The 21,399-nt window shown below is 40.4% G+C and carries 19 protein-coding genes; 8 read left to right on the top strand and 11 right to left on the bottom strand.

Annotated elements, in window-relative coordinates; all coding sequences use genetic code 11:
* Positions 1-13 precede the first annotated feature (13 nt).
* Positions 14-646, top strand: a complete 633-nt coding sequence (locus HWV00_RS00565) for a PilZ domain-containing protein (RefSeq protein WP_211684243.1) — start codon at positions 14-16, stop codon at positions 644-646.
* A 31-nt stretch (positions 647-677) separates the two neighbouring features.
* On the opposite strand, the gene HWV00_RS00570 is transcribed toward HWV00_RS00565, so the two are convergent.
* Positions 678-1,808: a DUF5666 domain-containing protein gene (locus HWV00_RS00570; RefSeq protein WP_211684244.1), complete on the bottom strand. Its 1,131-nt coding sequence runs from the start codon at positions 1,806-1,808 to the stop codon at positions 678-680.
* An 83-nt stretch (positions 1,809-1,891) separates the two neighbouring features.
* Between HWV00_RS00570 and HWV00_RS00575 the strand changes: the two genes are divergently transcribed.
* Positions 1,892-2,560 (top strand): response regulator transcription factor, encoded by a 669-nt coding sequence (locus tag HWV00_RS00575; RefSeq protein WP_211684245.1) that lies wholly within the window; start codon positions 1,892-1,894, stop codon positions 2,558-2,560.
* Positions 2,532-3,833, top strand: coding sequence for a HAMP domain-containing sensor histidine kinase (locus HWV00_RS00580; RefSeq protein ID WP_211684246.1), 1,302 nt, complete (start codon positions 2,532-2,534; stop codon positions 3,831-3,833). The genes HWV00_RS00575 and HWV00_RS00580 overlap by 29 nt, the downstream gene beginning before the upstream one ends.
* Here HWV00_RS00580 and glnG read toward each other — a convergent pair.
* From glnG to glnA, 4 genes are all read right to left on the bottom strand, one after another.
* The gene (gene glnG / locus HWV00_RS00585; RefSeq protein WP_211684247.1) at positions 3,830-5,245 is read right to left on the bottom strand and encodes a nitrogen regulation protein NR(I); all 1,416 of its coding nucleotides are present in this window, start codon (positions 5,243-5,245) and stop codon (positions 3,830-3,832) included. The two genes, HWV00_RS00580 and glnG, sit on opposite strands and share 4 nt — an antisense overlap.
* A gap of 11 nt (positions 5,246-5,256) precedes the next feature.
* On the bottom strand, positions 5,257-6,309 hold the full coding sequence (glnL, locus tag HWV00_RS00590) for a nitrogen regulation protein NR(II) (protein ID WP_211684248.1): 1,053 nt from the start codon (positions 6,307-6,309) through the stop codon (positions 5,257-5,259).
* 102 nt (positions 6,310-6,411) lie between these two features.
* Complete coding sequence (locus tag HWV00_RS00595; RefSeq protein WP_211684249.1) at positions 6,412-6,930, bottom strand: DUF4124 domain-containing protein; 519 nt, start codon at positions 6,928-6,930, stop codon at positions 6,412-6,414.
* Positions 6,931-7,094: 164 nt separating this feature from the next.
* Positions 7,095-8,504: a glutamate--ammonia ligase gene (gene glnA / locus HWV00_RS00600; RefSeq protein ID WP_211684250.1), complete on the bottom strand. Its 1,410-nt coding sequence runs from the start codon at positions 8,502-8,504 to the stop codon at positions 7,095-7,097.
* A gap of 509 nt (positions 8,505-9,013) precedes the next feature.
* Between glnA and typA the strand changes: the two genes are divergently transcribed.
* From typA to HWV00_RS00625, 5 genes are all read left to right on the top strand, one after another.
* Positions 9,014-10,831 carry a translational GTPase TypA gene (gene typA / locus HWV00_RS00605; protein WP_211684251.1) on the top strand — a complete coding sequence of 606 codons (1,818 nt, stop codon included), beginning with the start codon at positions 9,014-9,016 and terminating at the stop codon, positions 10,829-10,831.
* A 106-nt stretch (positions 10,832-10,937) separates the two neighbouring features.
* Positions 10,938-11,861 (top strand): virulence factor BrkB family protein, encoded by a 924-nt coding sequence (locus HWV00_RS00610; RefSeq protein WP_211684252.1) that lies wholly within the window; start codon positions 10,938-10,940, stop codon positions 11,859-11,861.
* A 72-nt stretch (positions 11,862-11,933) separates the two neighbouring features.
* Positions 11,934-12,980 carry a prolyl aminopeptidase gene (gene pip, locus HWV00_RS00615; protein WP_255554859.1) on the top strand — a complete coding sequence of 349 codons (1,047 nt, stop codon included), beginning with the start codon at positions 11,934-11,936 and terminating at the stop codon, positions 12,978-12,980.
* 61 nt (positions 12,981-13,041) lie between these two features.
* Positions 13,042-13,479 (top strand): D-aminoacyl-tRNA deacylase, encoded by a 438-nt coding sequence (gene dtd, locus HWV00_RS00620; RefSeq protein WP_211684253.1) that lies wholly within the window; start codon positions 13,042-13,044, stop codon positions 13,477-13,479.
* Between the two features lie 44 nt (positions 13,480-13,523).
* Positions 13,524-14,423, top strand: a complete 900-nt coding sequence (locus HWV00_RS00625; RefSeq protein WP_211684254.1) for a bifunctional GNAT family N-acetyltransferase/hotdog fold thioesterase — start codon at positions 13,524-13,526, stop codon at positions 14,421-14,423.
* Between the two features lie 49 nt (positions 14,424-14,472).
* On the opposite strand, the gene recG is transcribed toward HWV00_RS00625, so the two are convergent.
* From recG to HWV00_RS00655, 6 genes are all read right to left on the bottom strand, one after another.
* Positions 14,473-16,545, bottom strand: a complete 2,073-nt coding sequence (gene recG, locus HWV00_RS00630) for an ATP-dependent DNA helicase RecG (protein WP_211684255.1) — start codon at positions 16,543-16,545, stop codon at positions 14,473-14,475.
* A 124-nt stretch (positions 16,546-16,669) separates the two neighbouring features.
* Positions 16,670-17,356: a tRNA (guanosine(18)-2'-O)-methyltransferase TrmH gene (gene trmH, locus HWV00_RS00635; RefSeq protein WP_211684256.1), complete on the bottom strand. Its 687-nt coding sequence runs from the start codon at positions 17,354-17,356 to the stop codon at positions 16,670-16,672.
* A 182-nt stretch (positions 17,357-17,538) separates the two neighbouring features.
* Positions 17,539-19,662, bottom strand: a complete 2,124-nt coding sequence (spoT, locus tag HWV00_RS00640) for a bifunctional GTP diphosphokinase/guanosine-3',5'-bis pyrophosphate 3'-pyrophosphohydrolase (RefSeq protein ID WP_211684257.1) — start codon at positions 19,660-19,662, stop codon at positions 17,539-17,541.
* Positions 19,663-19,909: 247 nt separating this feature from the next.
* Positions 19,910-20,185, bottom strand: a complete 276-nt coding sequence (gene rpoZ, locus HWV00_RS00645) for a DNA-directed RNA polymerase subunit omega (protein ID WP_211684258.1) — start codon at positions 20,183-20,185, stop codon at positions 19,910-19,912.
* A gap of 59 nt (positions 20,186-20,244) precedes the next feature.
* The gene (gene gmk / locus HWV00_RS00650) at positions 20,245-20,871 is read right to left on the bottom strand and encodes a guanylate kinase (protein WP_211684259.1); all 627 of its coding nucleotides are present in this window, start codon (positions 20,869-20,871) and stop codon (positions 20,245-20,247) included.
* A 126-nt stretch (positions 20,872-20,997) separates the two neighbouring features.
* A complete protein-coding gene (locus HWV00_RS00655) occupies positions 20,998-21,327 on the bottom strand; it encodes a multidrug efflux SMR transporter (RefSeq protein ID WP_211684260.1) in 330 nt (109 codons plus the stop codon).
* Positions 21,328-21,399 lie beyond the last annotated feature (72 nt).

The raw sequence follows: 21,399 nt of genomic DNA on the forward strand, positions 1-21,399 counted from the left end.
TAAAGGTTATTTCATGCCCAATAAAATGACAGATATTTTGACCGAAGATGAACTTAATTTATTACAGGAAGTAATCGATAGTCAGGCTGATGATACGAGTCAGGATGTGTCTATTTCACATATTTCCAAACAGATGCTTAATGTATTAGCCCAATCAGATGATATTGTTTTAGTTGCGCAGAATGAGAAAGAGGAGTTTCGCTTTCCGCTTTACTTGCTTAGTGATGGTTATAGCGATGAATTAAAAGAACTTGGTCCGCCTGATATTATTGATCATAAGGGGGGGGAAGGACGTTATTGGCGTTTATCTGATCCCAAAGGTTTAAAGGTATTTGACCATCAAGGTGAAATTGTATTAGGTGTGGTAATGAATATATCGACATCGGGTTTGTTTATGCACTGCAGTGCAGAGCAACTCTTGTCTATCGATTTGAACCTTAAGAAAGGGGATAGTCTGCATTTTTATTTAAAGATCCCACAACGTGGTTTTCATTTAGTTAACGCTAACGTTGTACGTATTGAAAATGAAAATAATCATGCGAAAGGACTGGCGTTAAATTTTGATATTAATAATGAGTTAGCGTTGATATTACATAACTATATTATTGAAAAACATGATTCATTGAATGATGAAAGTAGCAGCTAACTTAAATATAAGTTAACTGCTTAAGTCATGATTAATCGTTTAGCTCTATTTCACGAGCAACACGGTTACCATCAATTTTCACGCCTTCAACTTCAACATTGATGCCGTCGATAAAGTTAACCTGATTTAAACCGTCGTCATATGTTGTTTTAGCATCCGTTAATACCGTTTGGCCATTGATACTAAATGAAGTCACCTTGCCTGTTGGTGTTTTGACTACGTTATTCACTGTACCATCTAGTTCAAACTCAAATTTATCCCATTCATCATTATCTTTTTCATCAAACTCGATATCTGTTGCTAATCGATTATCACCTTGTCGCACTGAACTCACTTCGACCATTTGACCTGCAATTAAGTTATTACGGCTACCGTCATCAAACTCTGTTTGATTGTTTACTAAGAAGCGAACGCGTGAGTTTAATTCAAAGCTCGTTTTATCGTTCGCAACCCAAGTGATTACACCTTCAACTTCATTGTTATCACCTAGGTCATCATAATCTTCAACATCAATCTCTGTTGCGTTGAACGTACCATTCGTAAATTCACCCTTTACTTCAACCCATTGGCCATTTAAGAGTGTTTCATTATCGTCAATCTCAGCACTACTGTAGTTCACTGTAATGTTAGTCAATTCGAATGTATTAGAATTCAGATTAGAAATTAATCCTTCTATTTCTGATTGGCCAATTAAATCTACATCATCAAACTCAACAACAGAAAGTACAGTGTAACCGCCATCTGCAGCTGGTAGAGAAGACACCATTACCCAGTCACCAACATCAATATCATCAGATAAATTGGCAAACTGAAGGTCAACACCATTAATTGTAAATGTTTTATTCGTGTGGTTAATCTTTGTTACTGCACCTGCGATAGTTGGATTTAATCTAACTTGGGTTCCGTCTTGATCTGCTGTCGAAATTGTTACAGTCATGTCTTTTTTCAAGTCGACAATGTCTAGTTGTGTGCCGTTATAAACAATGTTGTTAGCGCTGTAGTTGTGGCCGTTTACAGTGATTTGATTAGTATTGAGATCAACCAGTTCAATTGTCCCTTCTACACCTTGCTGTGTTGGCTCAGTAATTGATGGACTGCTATCATCACTATTACATGCCATTAATGATGCTGAGATTACGGTCGCTAAAAATAATTTTTTCATGGTTGTCCTGATTCAAATAAGTTGGCTTTAAGATTTGAGCGCATAATATAGGCAAGCATGTGAAGCATTCGTGAAGGAACAATATGAAAGTTTTAATTGTTGACGATAATTACAATATTGCAGAGACGATTGCTGATTACCTTTCTCTTACAGACATTACTGTTGATTTTGCCTATAACGGATTAGCGGCAATTAAGTTACTTGAGAGTGAACGGTTTGATGTCATCATCATGGATATTATGATGCCTAAATTTGATGGTATTGCGACGGTAACGAAATTACGTGATGAACTTCGATGCGATACGCCTATTTTATTTTTGACTGCGAAAGATAGTCTTGCTGATAAAGTTGCAGCTTTCAAAGCCGGTGGTGACGATTACTTATTAAAACCCTTTGCGATGGAAGAGCTATTGCTGCGAGTTCAGGCATTATCTAGCCGTGGGGCTCGTCAAGATATTGCTGAATTAACCTTTGCGGATATTACTGTTGATAGTAAATCTGAGCGTGTGACTCGAGCGGGTTATGTGGTTAAATTAAGTCGTATTCAATTTAAAATACTACATTTATTAGTAAAAAAAGCCCCGCAAATTGTAACCAGAGAAGAAGTGATTAGCTCTATTTGGGGGGACCAGCCACCTTCGAGTGATGCACTTCGAAGCCATATTTATAGCTTACGTAATGCGTTAAATCGCGGTTTTACTGATTCCAGACTAGAGACTGTTCATGGCCAAGGTTACCGAATTAAAAATTAATCTTTTTCCTAGTTTATATAAGCGGATCTGTTGGAGCTTTGGCTTACTGACATTTGCGATATTTGTGTTGTATTGGTCGGTAATTTACATTGCTGAAGAGCAATTAGAGGTGATCAGTTTACACCATTGGTTAGATACGATCGCAACGAAATATCAGCGTGATTATGAGGTTTTCGGGAGCGATGCTGCATTACCAGATTCTAATGAATTTATTAGCTATTGGGACCTGCAAGGCTTGCCTACATGGCTACAAGCTTACCAACAACCTGGGTTCTATGAACATCTATTAGGCAGTGAGGATAAACATTTTAAAATCGTTCCTCATCCTTCTGGGCAAGGTTTTTTTTACATTGTATTTAAAGACGATGCAGATGATTATTTAGATCATTATGAAAAACAACTGCACTTATTTATGATATCTGTCGGGGTTATCACGACCTTGCTTATGCTGTTATATGGGTTTTATTTGACCCGCGCTATTTCTAAACCGCTTGATGAGATTCAGCGTAAAATTAGTCTCATGCCACCGGGGAATGCATTATTTTCAATTGATAGCGCCTATTCAGAAAGTCGTGAAATAGAATTTGCATTACTACAAAGTAAAATGGATATTGCTAAGTATTTTCAGCGAGAGCAGGAGTTCACTCGTTTTTCGTCACATGAAATGCGTACGGCTATTATGGTCATTAAGGGCTCGACCGAATTGCTAAAAAAAATGCCAAATGAGTCTAAAGTGGCTAGGAAAGCACTTACTCGTCTCGATTTTGCCTGTGATGATTTGACTATATTAACAGACACATTTTTATTACTTGGACGTAAAGTACTTTCTAGTCATCATCTACAATCTTGTCAATTGGAACTGTTACTAAGACGGCAACTGAATGAGATGGAATTGATATTTAACAAGCAACTTATTCATTATGAGTTGATGATTGATAATACGTTGCTGATTCTGGCACCTGAAAGTTTCTTAGTGGTTATCATTAACAACTTAATGAAGAATGCGTTGGACTATAGTACCGGTGAGATCTCTATTCGTCTTATTAATCAAACGCTCACTGTGAGCAACCCTTATGATAGTCAGATCGGCATTAATGCGGGCTATGGTTGCGGCTTGATTATTGTGGAGCGGATTTGTGAGCGCATGAATTGGCAAATTAATATCACTGATAGCGGTAGTGAGTTTCACGCTGAAATTGATTTTGGATTAACGCCATCATCAGCAATCAATTCAATGATTGAACGTGCTGACGATGGTCGCGAACGTGATTAGCTAATATCGAGTTCTTTTAGCTTGCGGGTGAGGGTATTACGACCCCAGCCCAGTAATTTAGCGGCATCTTGCTTGTGACCCTGAGTATATTCTAATGCCGTCTGTAGCATGATACGTTCAAAATCAGGCATCGCTTCTGCCAAGATATCACTTTGCCCTGATGCAAGTTGTTGGGCTGTCCAGGTTTTAAGGTGACTGCGCCAATCTCCATTTTGACTTACATCATTAGAGACTAAACTAGACTGTTCTTCGGTGATCTCTGAAGGCAGATCAGCAATAAACACCTCTTGGCCACTGGCCATTACAGTTAGCCAGCGACATATATTTTCGAGTTGGCGAACGTTACCCGACCAATGATGGTTTGCTAAATAAGTTTGCGCTTCCTTACTGAGAATTTTGGTTTCGACACCGAGCTCTTTACCCGCTCTAATTAAAAAGTGATTCGCTAATTTCGGGATGTCTTCTCGGCGTTCGTTTAATGATGGGATATGAATCCGAATCACATTTAAGCGGTGAAATAAATCTTCGCGGAAACTACCATCGGCTACTTTCTTTTCTAAATTTTGATGTGTTGCTGCAATGATACGCACATCAACACTCACAGGTGAGTGGCCACCAACACGATAAAACTGGCCGTCAGAAAGCACCCGTAATAATCGAGTTTGGATATCAATTGGCATATCACCAATTTCATCTAAAAATAACGTACCGCCATTTGCTTGTTCAAAGCGGCCATTACGTACGCCTGCTGCGCCCGTGAACGCGCCTTTTTCATGACCGAATAATTCCGATTCAATCAAGTCTTTAGGAATAGCGGCCATGTTTAATGCAATGAATTCGTTATTCACACGCGGACTGTGTTTATGTAACGCTTGTGCGACTAACTCTTTACCTGTACCTGATTCACCATTGATGAGTACGCTGATCGATGAGCGAGATAATCGACCAATCGCGCGAAAAACTTCCTGCATAGCAGGGGCTTCACCAATGATTTCAGTCACAGGCTCGACTTTATTATTCTTACGACGATTTTTGCTTTGTTCTTTAGCATGAGTCACTGCGCGTGTCGCGAGAGAAACTGCTTCATCGATATCGAATGGCTTTGGTAAATATTCGAATGCACCAGACTGATAAGCATTCACTGCGCTGTCTAAATCTGAATGTGCAGTCATGATGATTATCGGTAAATCGGGGTGAGCGGTATGGACCTTATCCATTAACTCTAACCCTGTCATTTCAGGCATTCGAATATCTGAAATGATAATGTCAGGCTGCTCAAACTCTAATTTTGTCAATAAAGTACGCGCATCACTAAATGCAGATGTTTCAAAATCTTGTGATTTTAGCGCCTTGTCGAGAACCCAGCGGATTGAACTATCGTCGTCGACAATCCAAATTGTAGCTGTTGTCATAGTCTAATCCTTTATTTTCTTAGTGGCAGATAGATGGCAAATTCGGTATGCCCTGGCCAACTATGACACTCAATTTTACCTTTGTGTTGCTTCACTAGGTTTTGAGCAATAGAGAGGCCAAGTCCGGTGCCACCTTCACGTGCGGTGACCATCGGGTAGAACAGGGTATCCTTAATATGTTCAGGGATACCGGGTCCGTTATCGATGATTTTTATTTCAGCACATAAGCGATATTTCTGTCCTTGAATATTCACTTGATGCGCTGTTCGAGTAATTATTTTAATTGTGCCATGTTCTTTGAGTATTTGAATGGCATTGCTAATTATATTCAGCAGTGCTTGTTGTAATAAGTCGGGTTCCATTTCAAAGTCAGGAATTGATGGGTCGTAATCTCGCTCGATGATAATACCTGGTGGTAAATCAAATTCGACTAACTGTTTTACCTTTTCAATCACAGAGTGAATATTTAAAATGGTTTGCTTACCGGGTTTTTGCGGACCGAGTAAGCGGTCGACTAATGCGCGTAATCGGTCGGCTTGTTCGATGATAATACCGGTGAATTCTTTTAATTCAGCACTTGGTAGTTCTTTTTCCAGTAATTGCGCTGCACCACGTAGCCCGCCTAATGGATTTTTGATTTCGTGGGCGAGCCCTCGAACTAATTCTTGTGCCGCTTGTTGCTGTACGTGTTGATAAAGCTCTTGGCTGATCTTTTTTTGTAAATCGATCTGTCTTGCTTCAATTAGAATGCAGGTCTCAGAACCAAAGTTAGTTAGAGTCGCTGATATTTCGACTAACAATTGGCGATCATCAATGATTAATGACACTTCATTATCTGTAAACCCTTGTCCCGTTTTTATTGTACTCGTCAATAATGAGAGGTCGAGTGTGGTGTGTTCGATAATATCCGTTATTTTAGCGTCCAAGATACGACTTGCACTAAAGCCTAGCAGTTGTTCACCTGCCGGATTGACATATTTTATATGCAGATCATTATTGAGCACGAATACTGAAGACACGAGGTTATTCATTAATGATTGCTGAGGCTCTGGGATCATTATCATGGCACTTCCTTTGTTGGATAAATATCCTCTGACCAAATGCACCAAATAGGTGCTAACTCTAAAATATTACTGCACAGCGTGTTGAAATTAAAGCAGTAATGCTTAGTTGGCCTTAAAACGGTGTAAATAAATAGTAATTAGCTCTGATGATGCAATTACCTTGCCTGAATTGTTAACTATTTGTAACTGTAGTTGGTGTGTGCCGATGGGAATGTTAAGTACATTAAATTGACTTTCAATTTGCTCACTGTGAATAACCCCATCAATCAGTAAACGAATATTAGAGCCATATTGCAGCGTTGAACTCAGTGTTGCGGATACGATAATTTCGCCGTTGTTACTGCGTAATGTTTGCTGATCGATTGGTGCTTTGATCGATATGCTCAGCGGTAAAGATGTATCGTTAACTGTTGGCAAGGCTACACTGGCTTCTTGAGGCAATGATTGAGTGAGTGAACTAATAGAAGGCGGGGTGAGTTTAACGTCAATCTTTTTTGCTGAAGCTGGTTTACTTTCATCATCTGAAAAGTGGGTAATGCCTTGTTCATCAGTCCATTGATAAATAGCGGCAACACTGGCAAAGCTTGTTATTAATAAGGCTAATAGCATTATGTGTTTCATGGCGACATCCTGTCTATGGTTACTTAATTTGTATAGTTATTTTCACCTAATTACATTTATTTAACAAATAAAAAACCCGCTAAATAGCGGGTTTTTTTATATAAGATTTAACAATCAGAGCAGTATCATGATTTCATCATAATGACAGTTCTGTATTTGCTAATTTATACGCTGTAGTACATTTCAAACTCAACTGGGTGAGTTGTCATGTTCAGTCTCTCAACTTCTTCTTCTTTAAGTTCGATGTAAGCGTCGATAGTATCGTTCGCCATAACATCGCCAGCTGTTAAGAAGTCACGGTCAGCGTCTAGTGCTGATAGAGCTTCTTGTAATGAAGATGCAACTTGTGGAATTTCTGCTGCTTCTTCCGCTGGAAGGTCGTATAAATCTTTATCCATTGCATCACCAGGGTGGATACGGTTTTTAATACCGTCGATACCTGCCATTAACATAGCAGAGAATGCTAGGTATGGGTTTGCCGCTGGATCTGGGAAACGTACTTCAATACGTGTCGCTTTTGGCGATGGTACGATTGGGATACGGATTGATGCTGAACGGTTACGTGCAGAGTAAGCTAACATTACTGGTGCTTCAAAACCTGGAACTAAACGTTTGTACGAGTTAGTTGCTGGGTTAGCAAATGCGTTAATTGCTTTTGCGTGCTTGATGATACCGCCAATGTAATAAAGTGCAGTTTCAGATAGACCGCCATATTGATCACCAGCAAAAATGTTTTCGCCATTTTTCTGTAGAGATTGGTGACAATGCATACCTGAACCGTTATCGCCTACAAGTGGCTTAGGCATAAATGTTGCTGTTTTGCCGTAAGCGTGTGCAACATTATGGATAACGTATTTAGTGATTTGAACTTCATCTGCTTTTTCAACGATAGAGTTGAATAGTGCTGCGATTTCGTTTTGACCCGCTGTTGCTACTTCATGGTGATGTGCTTCAACTGTTAAGCCCATTTCTTCCATTACTAAGCACATTGCGCTACGGATGTCTTGTGCAGAGTCAACTGGTGATACTGGGAAGTAACCACCTTTAACGCCTGGACGGTGACCCATGTTGCCGCCTTCGTACTCTTTATCAGAGTTCCAAGAAGCTTCTTCAGCGTCAATTTTGTACATACTACCTGACATGTCTGTTTTGTACTTAACGTCATCAAATAGGAAAAATTCTGGTTCAGGACCGAAGAATACATCATCAGCGATACCTGTTGAACGCAAGTACTCAAGTGCGCGTTTTGCTACTGAACGTGGGTCACGGCTATAACCTTGCATTGTTGCAGGCTCTAGTACGTCACAACGAAGGTTCAGTGTTGTTGCTTCTGTGAACGGGTCAAGTACGGCTGTTGCAGGATCTGGCATTAAAATCATGTCAGATTCGTTGATGCCTTTCCAACCTTGAATTGAAGAACCATCAAACATTTTACCTTCTTCAAAGAAGCCGGCATTAACTTGATGATGTGGTAGAGAAACGTGCTGCTCTTTACCTTTAGTATCCGTAAAACGTAAATCTACAAATTTAACGTCTTGTTCTTTAATTAGAGCTAATACGCTTTCTGCTGACATAATAAAATAACCTCCGGTGTCATCAATATGATGGCTTCATTTAAAGTTGTTGACTGTAAACAATCATAATTTAAATAATGCCATATATGTGCCAACTATTTAAGTTGTTGATTTTAAAGTTTTAATGTACTTGTTATTCGTCATTGCAATTCTAGTGTGCACGAACTTAGTGCGCTAAGTGCACTTTTTTGGTGCAATGGGTAAACTCATACATTTGGTATTACTAATATCGATATTATGGTTTATTTTCAGTGATTACCAGCAAAATCGTATTCAAATATAATTGATAAAATACAACATCTATAAACTGAATAAAGGCTCAATAAATGGGGTTTTAATTCATTTATTTTTTGGCTGCTAAACCCCCATATCCTGCCTATCGCACGGTTTTTTAATAAAATAAATTGCAATCATTTTACTCTGTGCCAAAATTTTGCTAGGTAGATCACAAGGAGGCGGTTACAATACCGCCTAATTTTTACCCATATAAAATATATAGAGGCATCACAGTGCTAGATAAACTACGCAACATTGCGATTATCGCTCACGTTGACCACGGTAAAACTACTTTAGTTGACAAGTTATTAGAACAGTCAGGTACTTTAGAGAAACGTGGTGGTAATGAAGAACGTGTAATGGATTCTAACGATCTTGAAAAAGAACGTGGTATTACAATTCTTGCTAAGAATACTGCTATTACATGGAAAGATTACCGTATCAACATCGTAGATACTCCAGGACACGCCGATTTCGGTGGTGAAGTTGAGCGTATTATGTCTATGGTTGATAGTGTTTGCTTAATCGTTGATGCTGTTGATGGTCCTATGCCACAAACGCGTTTCGTAACGCAAAAAGCATTTGCACATGGTCTTAAGCCAATTGTTGTTATCAACAAAATCGATAAGCCTGGTTCTCGCCCTGAATGGGTAATGGATCAAATCTTCGATCTGTTTGACAACCTAGGCGCAACTGATGAACAGCTAGACTTTAAAGTTGTTTACGCATCTGCACTTAATGGTTGGGCTAACGCTGAATCAGAAGAAGAAACTGAAAACATGGAACCGTTATTCCAAGCTATCGTTGATGGTGTTGCTGCACCAGAAGGCGATCGTGACGGTACATTCCAAATGCAAATCTCTCAACTTGATCACAACTCATATGTTGGCGTGATCGGTGTTGGTCGTGTAACACGTGGTTCTGTTAAACCAAACCAACAAGTTAGCGTTGTTTGTGCTGATGGTCATATCCGTAACGGTAAAGTAGGTACTGTACTTGGTTACATGGGTCTTGATCGTCATGAAACTGAAGAAGCGCAAGCTGGCGATATCATCGCAATCACAGGTCTAGGTCAACTTAAGATTTCTGACACTATCTGTGCGCCTTCTGCTGTTGAAGCACTACCTGCATTGTCTGTTGATGAACCAACAGTAACAATGACGTTCCAAGTGAACAACTCTCCATTCTGTGGTAAAGAAGGTAAGTTTGTTACTTCACGTAACATCCTTGAACGTCTTGAAGCTGAACTTGTTCACAACGTTGCATTACGTGTTGAACAAACTGACGATCCAGATAAATTTAAAGTATCTGGCCGTGGTGAACTTCACCTAGGTATCTTAATTGAAAACATGCGTCGTGAAGGTTTCGAGCTAGCTGTATCTCGTCCTGAAGTGATCATGATTCAAAAAGATGGCGAAACTCAAGAACCGTATGAAACTGTTACTATTGATGTTGAAGAAGCGCATCAAGGTCCAGTAATGGAAAAAATGGGTGTTCGTAAAGCTGAACTTACAGATATGGCACCAGATGGTAAAGGCCGTATCCGTATGGACTTCATCGTTCCTAGCCGTGGTCTAATCGGTTTCCAAACTGAATTCATGACTATCACGTCTGGTTCTGGTCTTATGTACCATACATTCCTACAGTATGGCCCACATAAAGGCGGTTCTTTTGCACTACGTCAAAATGGTGTATTAGTATCTAACGCAATGGGTAAAGCACTAACTTACTCTCTGTTCGGTTTACAAGAACGTGGTCGTCTATTCATCGAACACGCTCAAGAAGTTTACGAAGGTCAAATCGTGGGTATTCACTCTCGTTCTAACGATCTTACAGTTAACTGCTTGAAAGGTAAGCAGCTAACTAACGTACGTTCTTCTGGTACTGATGAAGCTCAAACACTAACTACGCCAATCAAAATGACACTAGAGCAAGCTCTAGAATTCATCGATGATGACGAATTAGTTGAAGTTACACCACAAAGCATTCGTATCCGTAAGCGTTTCCTTACTGAAAACGAACGTAAACGTGCTGGCCGTCCAGCTAAATAATAATAGTTAACCAGGTTATTATTTAATAATCTTGGCGCTATTACGAAAAAAGGTGATACTTAGGTATCACCTTTTTTTTATCCTAAAATTACCAAGGAAGGAACCTGTGGTTACATCTCGCTATCATCAATCGTTGGAATTATTTGAACGAGTAAAAAACAGCGTACGTTTATTTCTATTAAATTGCTTTTCCTTTCTACGGTATCTGGGTAAACGTGTGAGTGATGATCGGATCACGGTTAACGCGAGTTCCTTGGCCTATACAACGCTGCTGTCACTCGTACCTTTAATTACTGTTTTATTTTCTGTCATGTCTGCGTTTCCTGTTTTTGATACATGGCAGCAAAGCGTAGAGTCTTTTTTATATACCAATTTAGTACCGAATGCGACGGGTGCTGTACAGGGGCATATCGAAGGTTTTATTGCTAATACCGGTAAGATGACCTCTATTGGTTCTGGGGCGTTATTTATGGTGGCACTGCTGCTGATTAACACCATCGATAAGCACATTAATCATATTTGGCGTTGTAAAATTGAGCGAGGGTTCTTTCTCTCTTTTGCCGTTTATTGGTTGATATTAACGTTTGGCCCACTATTTATTGGCATTAGCTTAGGTGTTTCTTCTTACCTATTATCACTGTCATTTGTGTCTGATGTCACTGAGGTTACGGGAGCTGTTAGCTTATTAAAACTGGTCCCTGCAGTATTAGGTACGTTGGGCTTATTTGTTATGTATGTGGTTATTCCACATCGAAGCGTACCATTGCGTTATGCATTTGTTGGTGCTTGTTTTAGTGCTTTAATGTTTGAAAGTATTAAACGTCTCTTCACTTGGTATTTAGTACAATTTCCATCTTATGAAGTGATTTATGGCGCATTAGCAACTATACCTATCTTATTGGTTTGGATTTATCTGTGTTGGCTGATTGTTTTGTTAGGGGCTGAAGTGACGGCTGCATTAACAGAATTTGATGAGCAATTGAAAGCAAAAAAAGCACAGTTGGAATTACAAAAACAGCCACAAGATTAGCAAAAGCACACAGTTTTATGGATGACAGCCTAACTAAGTGACTTAAGGTCAGCACGTTAAAGTGTTGACTTTGTGTCTGCTTATCTAGGGTTTACCTATCAGCCTCTCGTGTACTTTGTTGCAAAAGAGGAGGTTGATATTGTTATGATTGGACTGTACCCCGCCATCCAGCATTATGCTGAACATCATTTATCTGTAAGTCCCCAGCACAATCTTTATATTGAAGAAGTGGGTAATCCTGATGGCATACCTTTATTATTTCTTCATGACGGTCCCGGTAAAGGGGTTCTAGAAGATGATAGACGCCTATTTGACCCTAAGGTATACCGGATAGTTTTGTTTGACCAACGAGGTTGTGGGCGCTCTCAACCGTATGCCTGCATTGAAAATAATACCACCGAAGATTTATTGCAGGATATTAGTGCTATCTTAACCTTACTCGATATTCATCGTTGCGTATTGTTTGGCGAAGGGTGGGGCGCGACTTTAGCATTACTGTACAGTTTGATTCATCGAGATAAGGTGCAGGGGCTCATATTACACAGTTTATTTCTCGCGCGTAATCAAGATCTCACTTGGCAGTTTTCAGCTTCTGGCGGTGCCGCACAATTATTTCCTGAGCATTTTAACCATTTGATAAGTCGTGCTAATGGCACGGACTATGCTGCACTGCTATCCTCATATAGCCAGTTATTAGTCAGTGACAATGATATTGAGAAAATGGCAGCAGCAAAAGCGTGGGTGGAATGGCAGGCGCAAATTGGTAATCCACATCCTGAATTTCGTAGTAAGGTTGATTTGATTGATGCTGATGTGGCATTGAGTATGTCGACATTACAGTGTCACTATTTTTCGAATAATTGCTTTATTAGTGATAATTATATTTTAAAGTGTTCAGATGCGTTAGTGCCTGTGCCAATGATCATGGTGCATGGACGCTTTGATATTTCGAATCCGTTAGGTCCTGCTTATGAGTTATGTGAACGCTTACCGTTAGCGCAACTATTCATTGTCCCTTACGCTGGCCATTTTGATTGTGAGCCGGGCATGATTGATGCGCTACGAAAATCGACAGAGTTAATGGCTGAAATTATCGACTTTGAGTTTGTCAGTGATTAATTTAAGCACTTTGGGTATTATCAATAACATTAAAGTTTAATAATGATTATTGAGGAAAAGCATGATTGCATTGATCCAACGTGTGCGCAAAGCGGATGTCAGCGTTGAAAATGAAATAATTGGTAAAATAGATCAAGGCTTAGTTGTACTACTAGGTGTTGAAAAAGGGGATACAGAAGCGAAAGCAAAACGTTTATGCGAGAAGCTATTAGCGTATCGTGTGTTTGGCGATGCTGACGATAAAATGAATTTAAATGTGCAGCAAGTGAACGGTGAGCTATTAGTTGTGTCGCAGTTTACCTTAGCTGCGGATACGAATTCTGGAACTCGACCAAGCTTTTCAACGGCCGCTGCTCCTGCAGATGCAAATCATTTATATGAGTATTTTGTTGGTCAATGTCGTCACAAAGAAATAACGACAGAAACAGGACGCTTTGCTGCAGATATGCAAGTGTCATTAGTTAATGATGGACCAGTTACTTTTTGGCTGCAAGTATAAATCGTATTTGTAGTTAGGGTGATAATAATAGACAAGGAGGGAATATGTTTCACGTGTATATACCTGAGACGGAACAAGAGTTAGAAGATTATTATCATTTGCGTTGGTCGCTATTAAGAGCGCCATTACAGCGCCCGCGTGGTACTGAAAAGGATATATATGATGAGCACAGTGAGCATCGTATGATTCTCGATAATACAGGTAACCCGATTGCCTGTGGTCGAATTTATACTGCTGGCGCTGATGAATCTCAAATTCATTATATGGCTGTCGACCCGAAGCATCGGAAACAAGGTTTGGGGAGTCTGCTGATCTCTGCATTGGAAGATGAAGCATATAAAGCGGGTAGTGAACGTATTGTCATGAATGCGCGTGTTGAAGCTGTGCCTTTCTATGAAAAATGTGGTTTTTCTTTGGTTGGTAGCGGACAGATATCTGAAGGTGTTCGTCATCGTCAGATGATCAAAGAAGTGAACGCCATGGATAAGATTTTACGACATCCTGATTGGTGTGCTGAGTTACAGCAAGAGTGGCAGAGTAAGATCCCGATTAGTCATCATATGGGTATTACGATTCGTCAGTATAGTGGTTGGCGTTTTGAAACTGTCGCGCCCTTGAATGCGAACGTGAATGTGCACGATACAATGTTTGCGGGTAGTATTTATAGTCAGGCAACATTGACTGGTTGGGGACTCGTGTGGCTAATGCTCAAAGAGCAGGGGTTACTGGGTAATATTGTATTATCTAAAGGCAGTATTAATTATAAACGACCTATCAATCTAGAGCCTTTTGCGGTTGCTCATAAATATCGAGTGAAAGGAAGTTTACTGGAATTGTTAGAAGGGCGTAATGCGAAGCTAGATATTGAAGTTGATGTTTATAGTGGTCCGAAGTTGGCCGCCATTTTTAGCGCGACCTTTGTTGTTATCCCCGTTGGTGCATAAGGTATTATGTAGGGGGATATCCCGAATTTAGGACTTTTATTCATCGCTATTATGCGTTCGAATAAATATCTTTGTCTGCCATCCAACGTCGAGTGATGGCATTGGCATTATCTGGATGCTGCTGTAGTAAGTGACGGGCAATATTTTGCACCAATGGTATAAGCTGTTGGTCTCGTACTAAGTCCGCGACTTTTAAATCTGCAATCCCTGTCTGTTTACTTCCCAGCATTTCACCCGGTCCGCGGATCTCTAAATCACGTTGTGCAATTCGAAAGCCATCCGTTGTTTCACGTAATACTGATAGACGCTTACTTCCGGTATCAGAAAGAGGGGCGTGATAAAGTAATACGCAGTGACTGGCCACTTTACCACGACCTACACGACCACGTAATTGGTGTAATTGCGCAAGACCCAAACGTTCTGGGTTTTCGATTATCATCAAGCTAGCATTAGGTACATCAACACCCACTTCAATCACGGTTGTTGCCACTAATAAGTCTAATTGTTTATTTTTGAAGGCATCCATTACGTATTGTTTTTCAATGGCTTTCATACGTCCATGCACTAAACCAATACGTAAGTCGGGTAATTGTTTTTGTAAATCATTGACAGTATCTTCAGCGGCTTGCGCTTCTAGTACTTCTGATTCTTCGATTAGTGTACATACCCAATATACTTGACGGCCTTCATTTTTAACGGACAGTTCAACTCGTTCGATGATTTTACTGCGTTTGCTATCGGGCATCACGACCGTGGTAATCGGGGTTCGACCTGGCGGTAGTTCGTCAATTACTGAGGTATTCAAATCGGCATAAGCGGTCATGGCTAACGTTCGTGGGATCGGAGTTGCCGTCATAAATAGTTGGTGCGGATATAAACCACTCACGGCTCCTTTCTCACGCAGTGCAAGGCGTTGTTCGACACCAAATCGATGTTGCTCATCAATAATGACTAAGGTTAGATTTAAGAATTTAACCGCATCTTGAAAAATAGCATGAGTGCCGACAATCATTTGCGTCTCACCGCTGGCAATAGATTCGAGTTCCGCTTCTCGGGCTTTACCTTTTTGCTTGCCGGACAACCAGCCCACTTTAATTCCAAGTTGATTGAACCAACCTTTAAAGTTTATCGCGTGTTGTTCTGCTAATATTTCAGTCGGAGCCATTAATGCCACTTGATAGCCATTACCGATAGCCTGAAGCGCCGCTAAGGCTGCAACAAGGGTTTTACCTGACCCAACGTCACCTTGCACCAAGCGCATCATAGGGTAGGCTTTCTGGAGGTCCTGTTGGATCTCTGCTACAACACGCTGTTGTGCATTCGTTGGCGTAAAGGGCAATTGCGCTAAAAACTTATCGGTCATCACTTTGCTCGGTTGTAACTTAACCGCGGGATGTAGCTGCATTTTCTGACGTAACTGCAGCATGCTGATATTTTGCGCGAGCAGTTCTTCAATAATTAAGCGTTGTTGAGCGGGGTGTTGACCTTGCTCTAATAATTCCAGCGAAACATCGGGTGTAGGGCGATGTAATAATTGAATCGCGTGGTTTAATTCAATCTGTCCGGTGTATAAACCTTTGGGGAGCAGTTCTTGTAATGTGGTTTGTGTGAGGTGTTGCAGGGCTTGGTCTGTTAGGTTACGTAAGGTGAGCTGTTTTAATCCATCAGTTGAAGGGTACACGGGCGTCAGTGTTTCTTCACTCATTTCAGAGTTGGCTGTATTTGCGATTTTATATTCTGGATGAACGATCTCATAGCCAAAGCGACCACGGCGAAACTCACCAAATGCGGTGATTGTTTTACCTACGCTGAAACTGTTTTTTTGTCCGGCGTTAAAGTGGAAAAACAGTAAGGTGATAATCCCTGTACCGTCGTTTACTTTACAAGACATGATTTTACGTTTACCAAATGTGACATCGCAACTAACGATCTCGCCTTCGATAGTACCGTGCAAGCCAGGTAATAGATCCTGAATAGGATAGATAGTGGTGCGGTCCTGGTATCGACTTGGCAGGTGAAATAGCAAATCCTGAACGGTAACTAAGTTCAGCTTGGCTAACTTCTCGGCCATTTTGGCCCCTACACCCTTTAATTCGATAACCGGGATTTTATCTAATCGCATAATTACTCAAGAATCACTGTACATATAAACATATATTATCAGAAGATTTATACTCAAGCTACTACGATATAGATTGTGCTAGCTTTGCATTTTTTGATTAAATGCAAAGCCTAATTCAACTTGTCTAGTTGGCGCTACGCAGAGCATCCCACCAAGTTTCGTCAGCAACGATTTGACCTTCTTCATCTAATGCTGGGTAAGCTAAACCTTTACGCTTACATGCTTTAGCGAAGATAGGGTGACCGCCTTCAAAGTAAGTTTTATGCTGTTCTTCTGCTGATAATTTGCTTTCGCCTTGATACATGCCTGCATTATCACGTTGACGTTGTGCTTCATATAAAATCGTTGCAGTCGCTACTGATACGTTTAATGATTGCACCATACCAACCATCGGGATGATGATATCTTGATCGGCAAGTGCCAATGCTTCAGCACTGATACCTGTTTTTTCTTGACCCATTAAGATTGCAGTTGGTTTCGTGTAATCAATCTCGCGGAAATCAACAGCAGTATCAGACAGGTTTGTTGCAAGTACTTGCATGCCTTGTGCTTTCAACTCTTTAATTGCTTCTGCAATGTTGTCGTGAGAGTGTACTTTTACCCAGTTTTGGCTGCCAGTTGCAGTGCCACCAGATACTTTTGTTGGACGTACTGACCATACCGCGTGAACATTGTTGACACCGACAGCATCACAAGTTCTCACTACAGCAGCAAGGTTATGTGGTTTATGCACTGATTCCATACAAACAGTTAGGTCTGGTTGGCGGTGTTGTAGCATTTTAGTAATGCGTTCTAAACGTTCTGGGGTCATGGTCTTACTCTATAAGATTTAATTGGCGAGGTATTATACCCAAATAACCGGCTAATGCGAGTATCTGGAGTTAGCTTAAATGGGTCTGGGATAATTGAATGATAAATATATAGCCAAGGCATTATGGGCAATGCCTTGGCTATCAACGTAATAGCGAGTAATTGTGTCTCGCTACTCGTGGTTTAGTTATAGCTGCGTGATATTTTTAATACGTCTTGTAAGGTACGTATTTTTTTCATTACATCCGCGACATGTTTACGGTTTTTAGCGGTAATGAGAATATCAACATTATAAACACGCGCATCTTTCTCATCAGTTACAATATTGTGAATATTGGCACCTGTTGCGGCTACCGTATTGGTTAATTTTGCTAATACACCTTGGTGATTAACAACTTGAATACGAATTTCTGTTTTAAACTCTTGGCTTGGATCGATGTGGTCATCCCATTCAACTGGGATATAACGGTCAGGTTCATTTTGATAACCATGAATATTACGACAAGTTTCAATATGAACGACCAAACCTTTACCCGGACTTAAATGCGCAACAATCGGGTCACCTGGAATTGGGTGACAGCAGTTAGCAAAACTAACCAGCATGCCTTCGGCCCCTTTAATTGGCATTTTATCTTGGTTTTCTGAGCGTGGCGCAAGATCGGTTAGTTCATCAACTCGGCCTTGTAAACGACGCGCAACAAGAATACTCATGATGTTGCCTAAACCAATTTCGATAAGCAAAGCATCGAGGTTTTCAGATTTTGTATCTTCAAGTACTTGCGCTAGATTATCTGCAGCAATGTCATCAATTTTCACACCGTTTAGAGCATGATTTAATAGACGACGACCAAGAATGATGGAATCTTCGGTACGCATGTTTTTCAGTTGTTGACGAACGCGGCCACGGGCTCTGCCTGTCACTATGAAGTTTAACCATGCGGCATTTGGACGTGCACCCGGTGCGGTAATAATTTCAACCGTTTGACCATTTTTCAATGGTTGACTCAGCGCATGAGGTTGACGATTCACACGTGCACCAACACAAGTATGACCCACATCGGTATGGATTGAATAAGCGACATCTACCGGTGTTGCACCACGTGGTAATTCGATGATTTTACCTTTTGGCGTGAACACATAAATTTCATCTGGGAACAGATCGGTTTTCACACTTTCAATAAATTCAAACGATGACCCCGCACTTTGCTGTAGCTCAAGTAGACTTTGCATCCACTTCTGAGCACGCAGTTGTGCATTGGTATTAATCTTGTCTGCACCTTGTTTATATGACCAATGCGCGGCAACACCACGGTCAGCCATCAGATCCATATCTTTAGTACGAATTTGAATCTCTAGTGGTACACCGTGTGGACCGACTAATGAAGTATGCAAAGATTGATAACCATTGGTTTTTGGAATGGCGATATAATCTTTAAAGCGAGTTATCTTTGGTTTGTACAAGCTGTGCATTTGACCAAGTACACGGTAACAAGTATCAAGGTCTTCAACGATAATTCTAAATGCATAAATATCAACAACTTCATGGAACTGAACACGTTTTTTCTGCATCTTGTTGTAGATGCTAAAAATCAATTTTTCACGGCCATGGGTTTCTGCTGGTACACCCGCTTCTTCTAAACGCCCTTCAATTTCTTGACGGATGTTAGACATCACTTCTTTACGATTACCGCGTGCTGCTTTTACTGATTCACTTAGAATACGATAACGCATTGGGTACATTGCTTCTAAACCCAGTTCTTCTAATTCATTTTTAATATTATGAATACCAAGACGGTTAGCAATTGGGGCAAAAATATCTAACGTTTCACGGGCAATACGGCGGCGTTTATCTGGTCTTAATGCACCGAGGGTACGCATGTTATGTGTACGGTCGGCTAATTTGATTAAGATAACACGAATGTCTTGTACCATTGCCATGAACATTTTACGGAAGTTTTCAGCTTGTGCTTCTTTACGATCGCGGAATTTGAGCTTATCAAGCTTAGAGACACCTTCAACGAGTTCGGCAACGGTATTACCAAATAATGACGCGAGATCTTCTTGCGTAGTTGGCGTGTCTTCAATCACATCATGAAGCAGCGCCGCCATAATTGTTTTATGGTCAAGACGCATATCGGCAAGAATTTCAGCGACGGCAACCGGGTGAATAATATAAGGTTCGCCCGTACTTCTTTTTTGAGGTAGGTGCGCTTCCCGCGCGACTAAATAAGCATGTTCAATGAGTTCGACTTGTTCAACCGACAGGTAGGTTGATGTCGTTGCTTTTAAATTTGCGAATATATGCAAGTACTGCCTCGTCACTAAAAAGTAGATATAAATAAGATGATAATATTAGCAAGATAATCAAAAGTGGAACTAATTGCACCTTTAAATTTACATCTTCGTCATATTTATGCCAACTCTATGGTGAATTAGCAATTTGGGAATTTTGAATCTAAGATTCTATAAAAATGCTTATATAGCGAATTCTAGATATTAAAAAAGGCGCAATAAGCACCTTTTTTATAAAATCATCAAGAAAGATGATTCGGTATTAGCCACGACCTTCAGCAATTGCTGCAACTGCTGCAATTTGCTGTGCTTCGTGTTCTTGCTGTTCTTGGCGGTCGCCAGCATCCATTAATTCGTTGCTCATTAGACCTGCTTCAATTTCACGAAGGGCGATTACAGTCGGTTTATCATTCTCTGGTGCAACTAGAGGTTCTTTACCATTAATCTGTAATTGACGAGCGCGACGTGCCGCCATTAATATTAGGTCGAAACGATTACCAACCTGTTGTACAGCATCTTCTACGGTTACGCGTGCCATGCAGGAACTCCCAGTGAATTAAGTCTAAAAAATGACGAGAAACTATACTTTATTTTAGTCTATTTAACCAGCAAATCTTTCATTATTACACTGTTTTTTGCGGCTTGCTTTGCTGAGCCAAGTCTTTCTGCACGAACTATCGCGTGTAAATCTTCTAATGCAGTCGAAAAATCGTCATTAATAATAAGGTAATCATACTCATTATAGTGTGACATTTCAGCTTCTGCTTCAGCCATTCGACTTGCAATTATTTCTTCACTGTCTTGTCCGCGACTGTTTAGACGACGTTCTAGTTCTTCACGGCTTGGTGGCAGAATAAAAATACCACGCGCGCCTGCGATTTGTTCTTTGATTTGACGCGCACCTTGCCAGTCGATATCTAAGAAAATATCAATGCCACGTTCCAGCGTTTTTTCAATCATTACGCGTGATGTACCGTAGTAATTACCGAATACTTCAGCCCATTCAAAAAACTCATCGTTTTCGATTTGTTGCTTAAAGTCTGCTACTGGAATGTAGTGATAATGAATGCCGTCAACTTCACCAGGGCGAATTGCGCGAGTCGTGTGAGATACAGACACTTTCATATCGCTGCTTGGGTTTGCATCTAAAAGTGCTTTGATAAGACTTGATTTACCTGCGCCACTTGGAGCGGATACAATGAATAGAGTGCCTTTACGTGCCATGGTGAGCCTTTGATGAGATTTAAAAGCGGCCCAAGATAGCATAAATAAGCGGGGAAATTAAACAGCTTTAATATTTTACTCAATAACAGCCACAAAAAAGAGCTGTAAACTGATTAGTTGATCGGTTTAGTGGGTATGTGGTGTTGACGAAAGGTTGATTAGCGCAATACCAACAGCAATGAATAACATGCCGATCCAAACTTTTGTATCAAGGTGCTGTTTGTAAACTAAGCTAGACATGTAAGTTACTAAAATAATAGCCAATCCTGCCCATGAAGCATGAACAATACCGACTGGTAAGTTTTTAACGGCTTGGCCTAAAAATAGAAACGCGAGTAGGTGACCAAATACAACAATTGCACTTGGCCAAAAGTTGCTAAATCCATTGGTCGCTTTTAGAGCCACATGCGATGTTGCTTCTGCTAATACGCCTAATAAAAGAAATAACCAACCCATAACGATACCTGCTCACGATTAATATAGAAATTTTATAATTTAAAGCTGTCGATACGATTCGTTATAGAGAAT

Source organism: Moritella sp. 24 (assembly GCF_018219155.1).
Classification (GTDB): Bacteria; Pseudomonadota; Gammaproteobacteria; order Enterobacterales; family Moritellaceae; genus Moritella.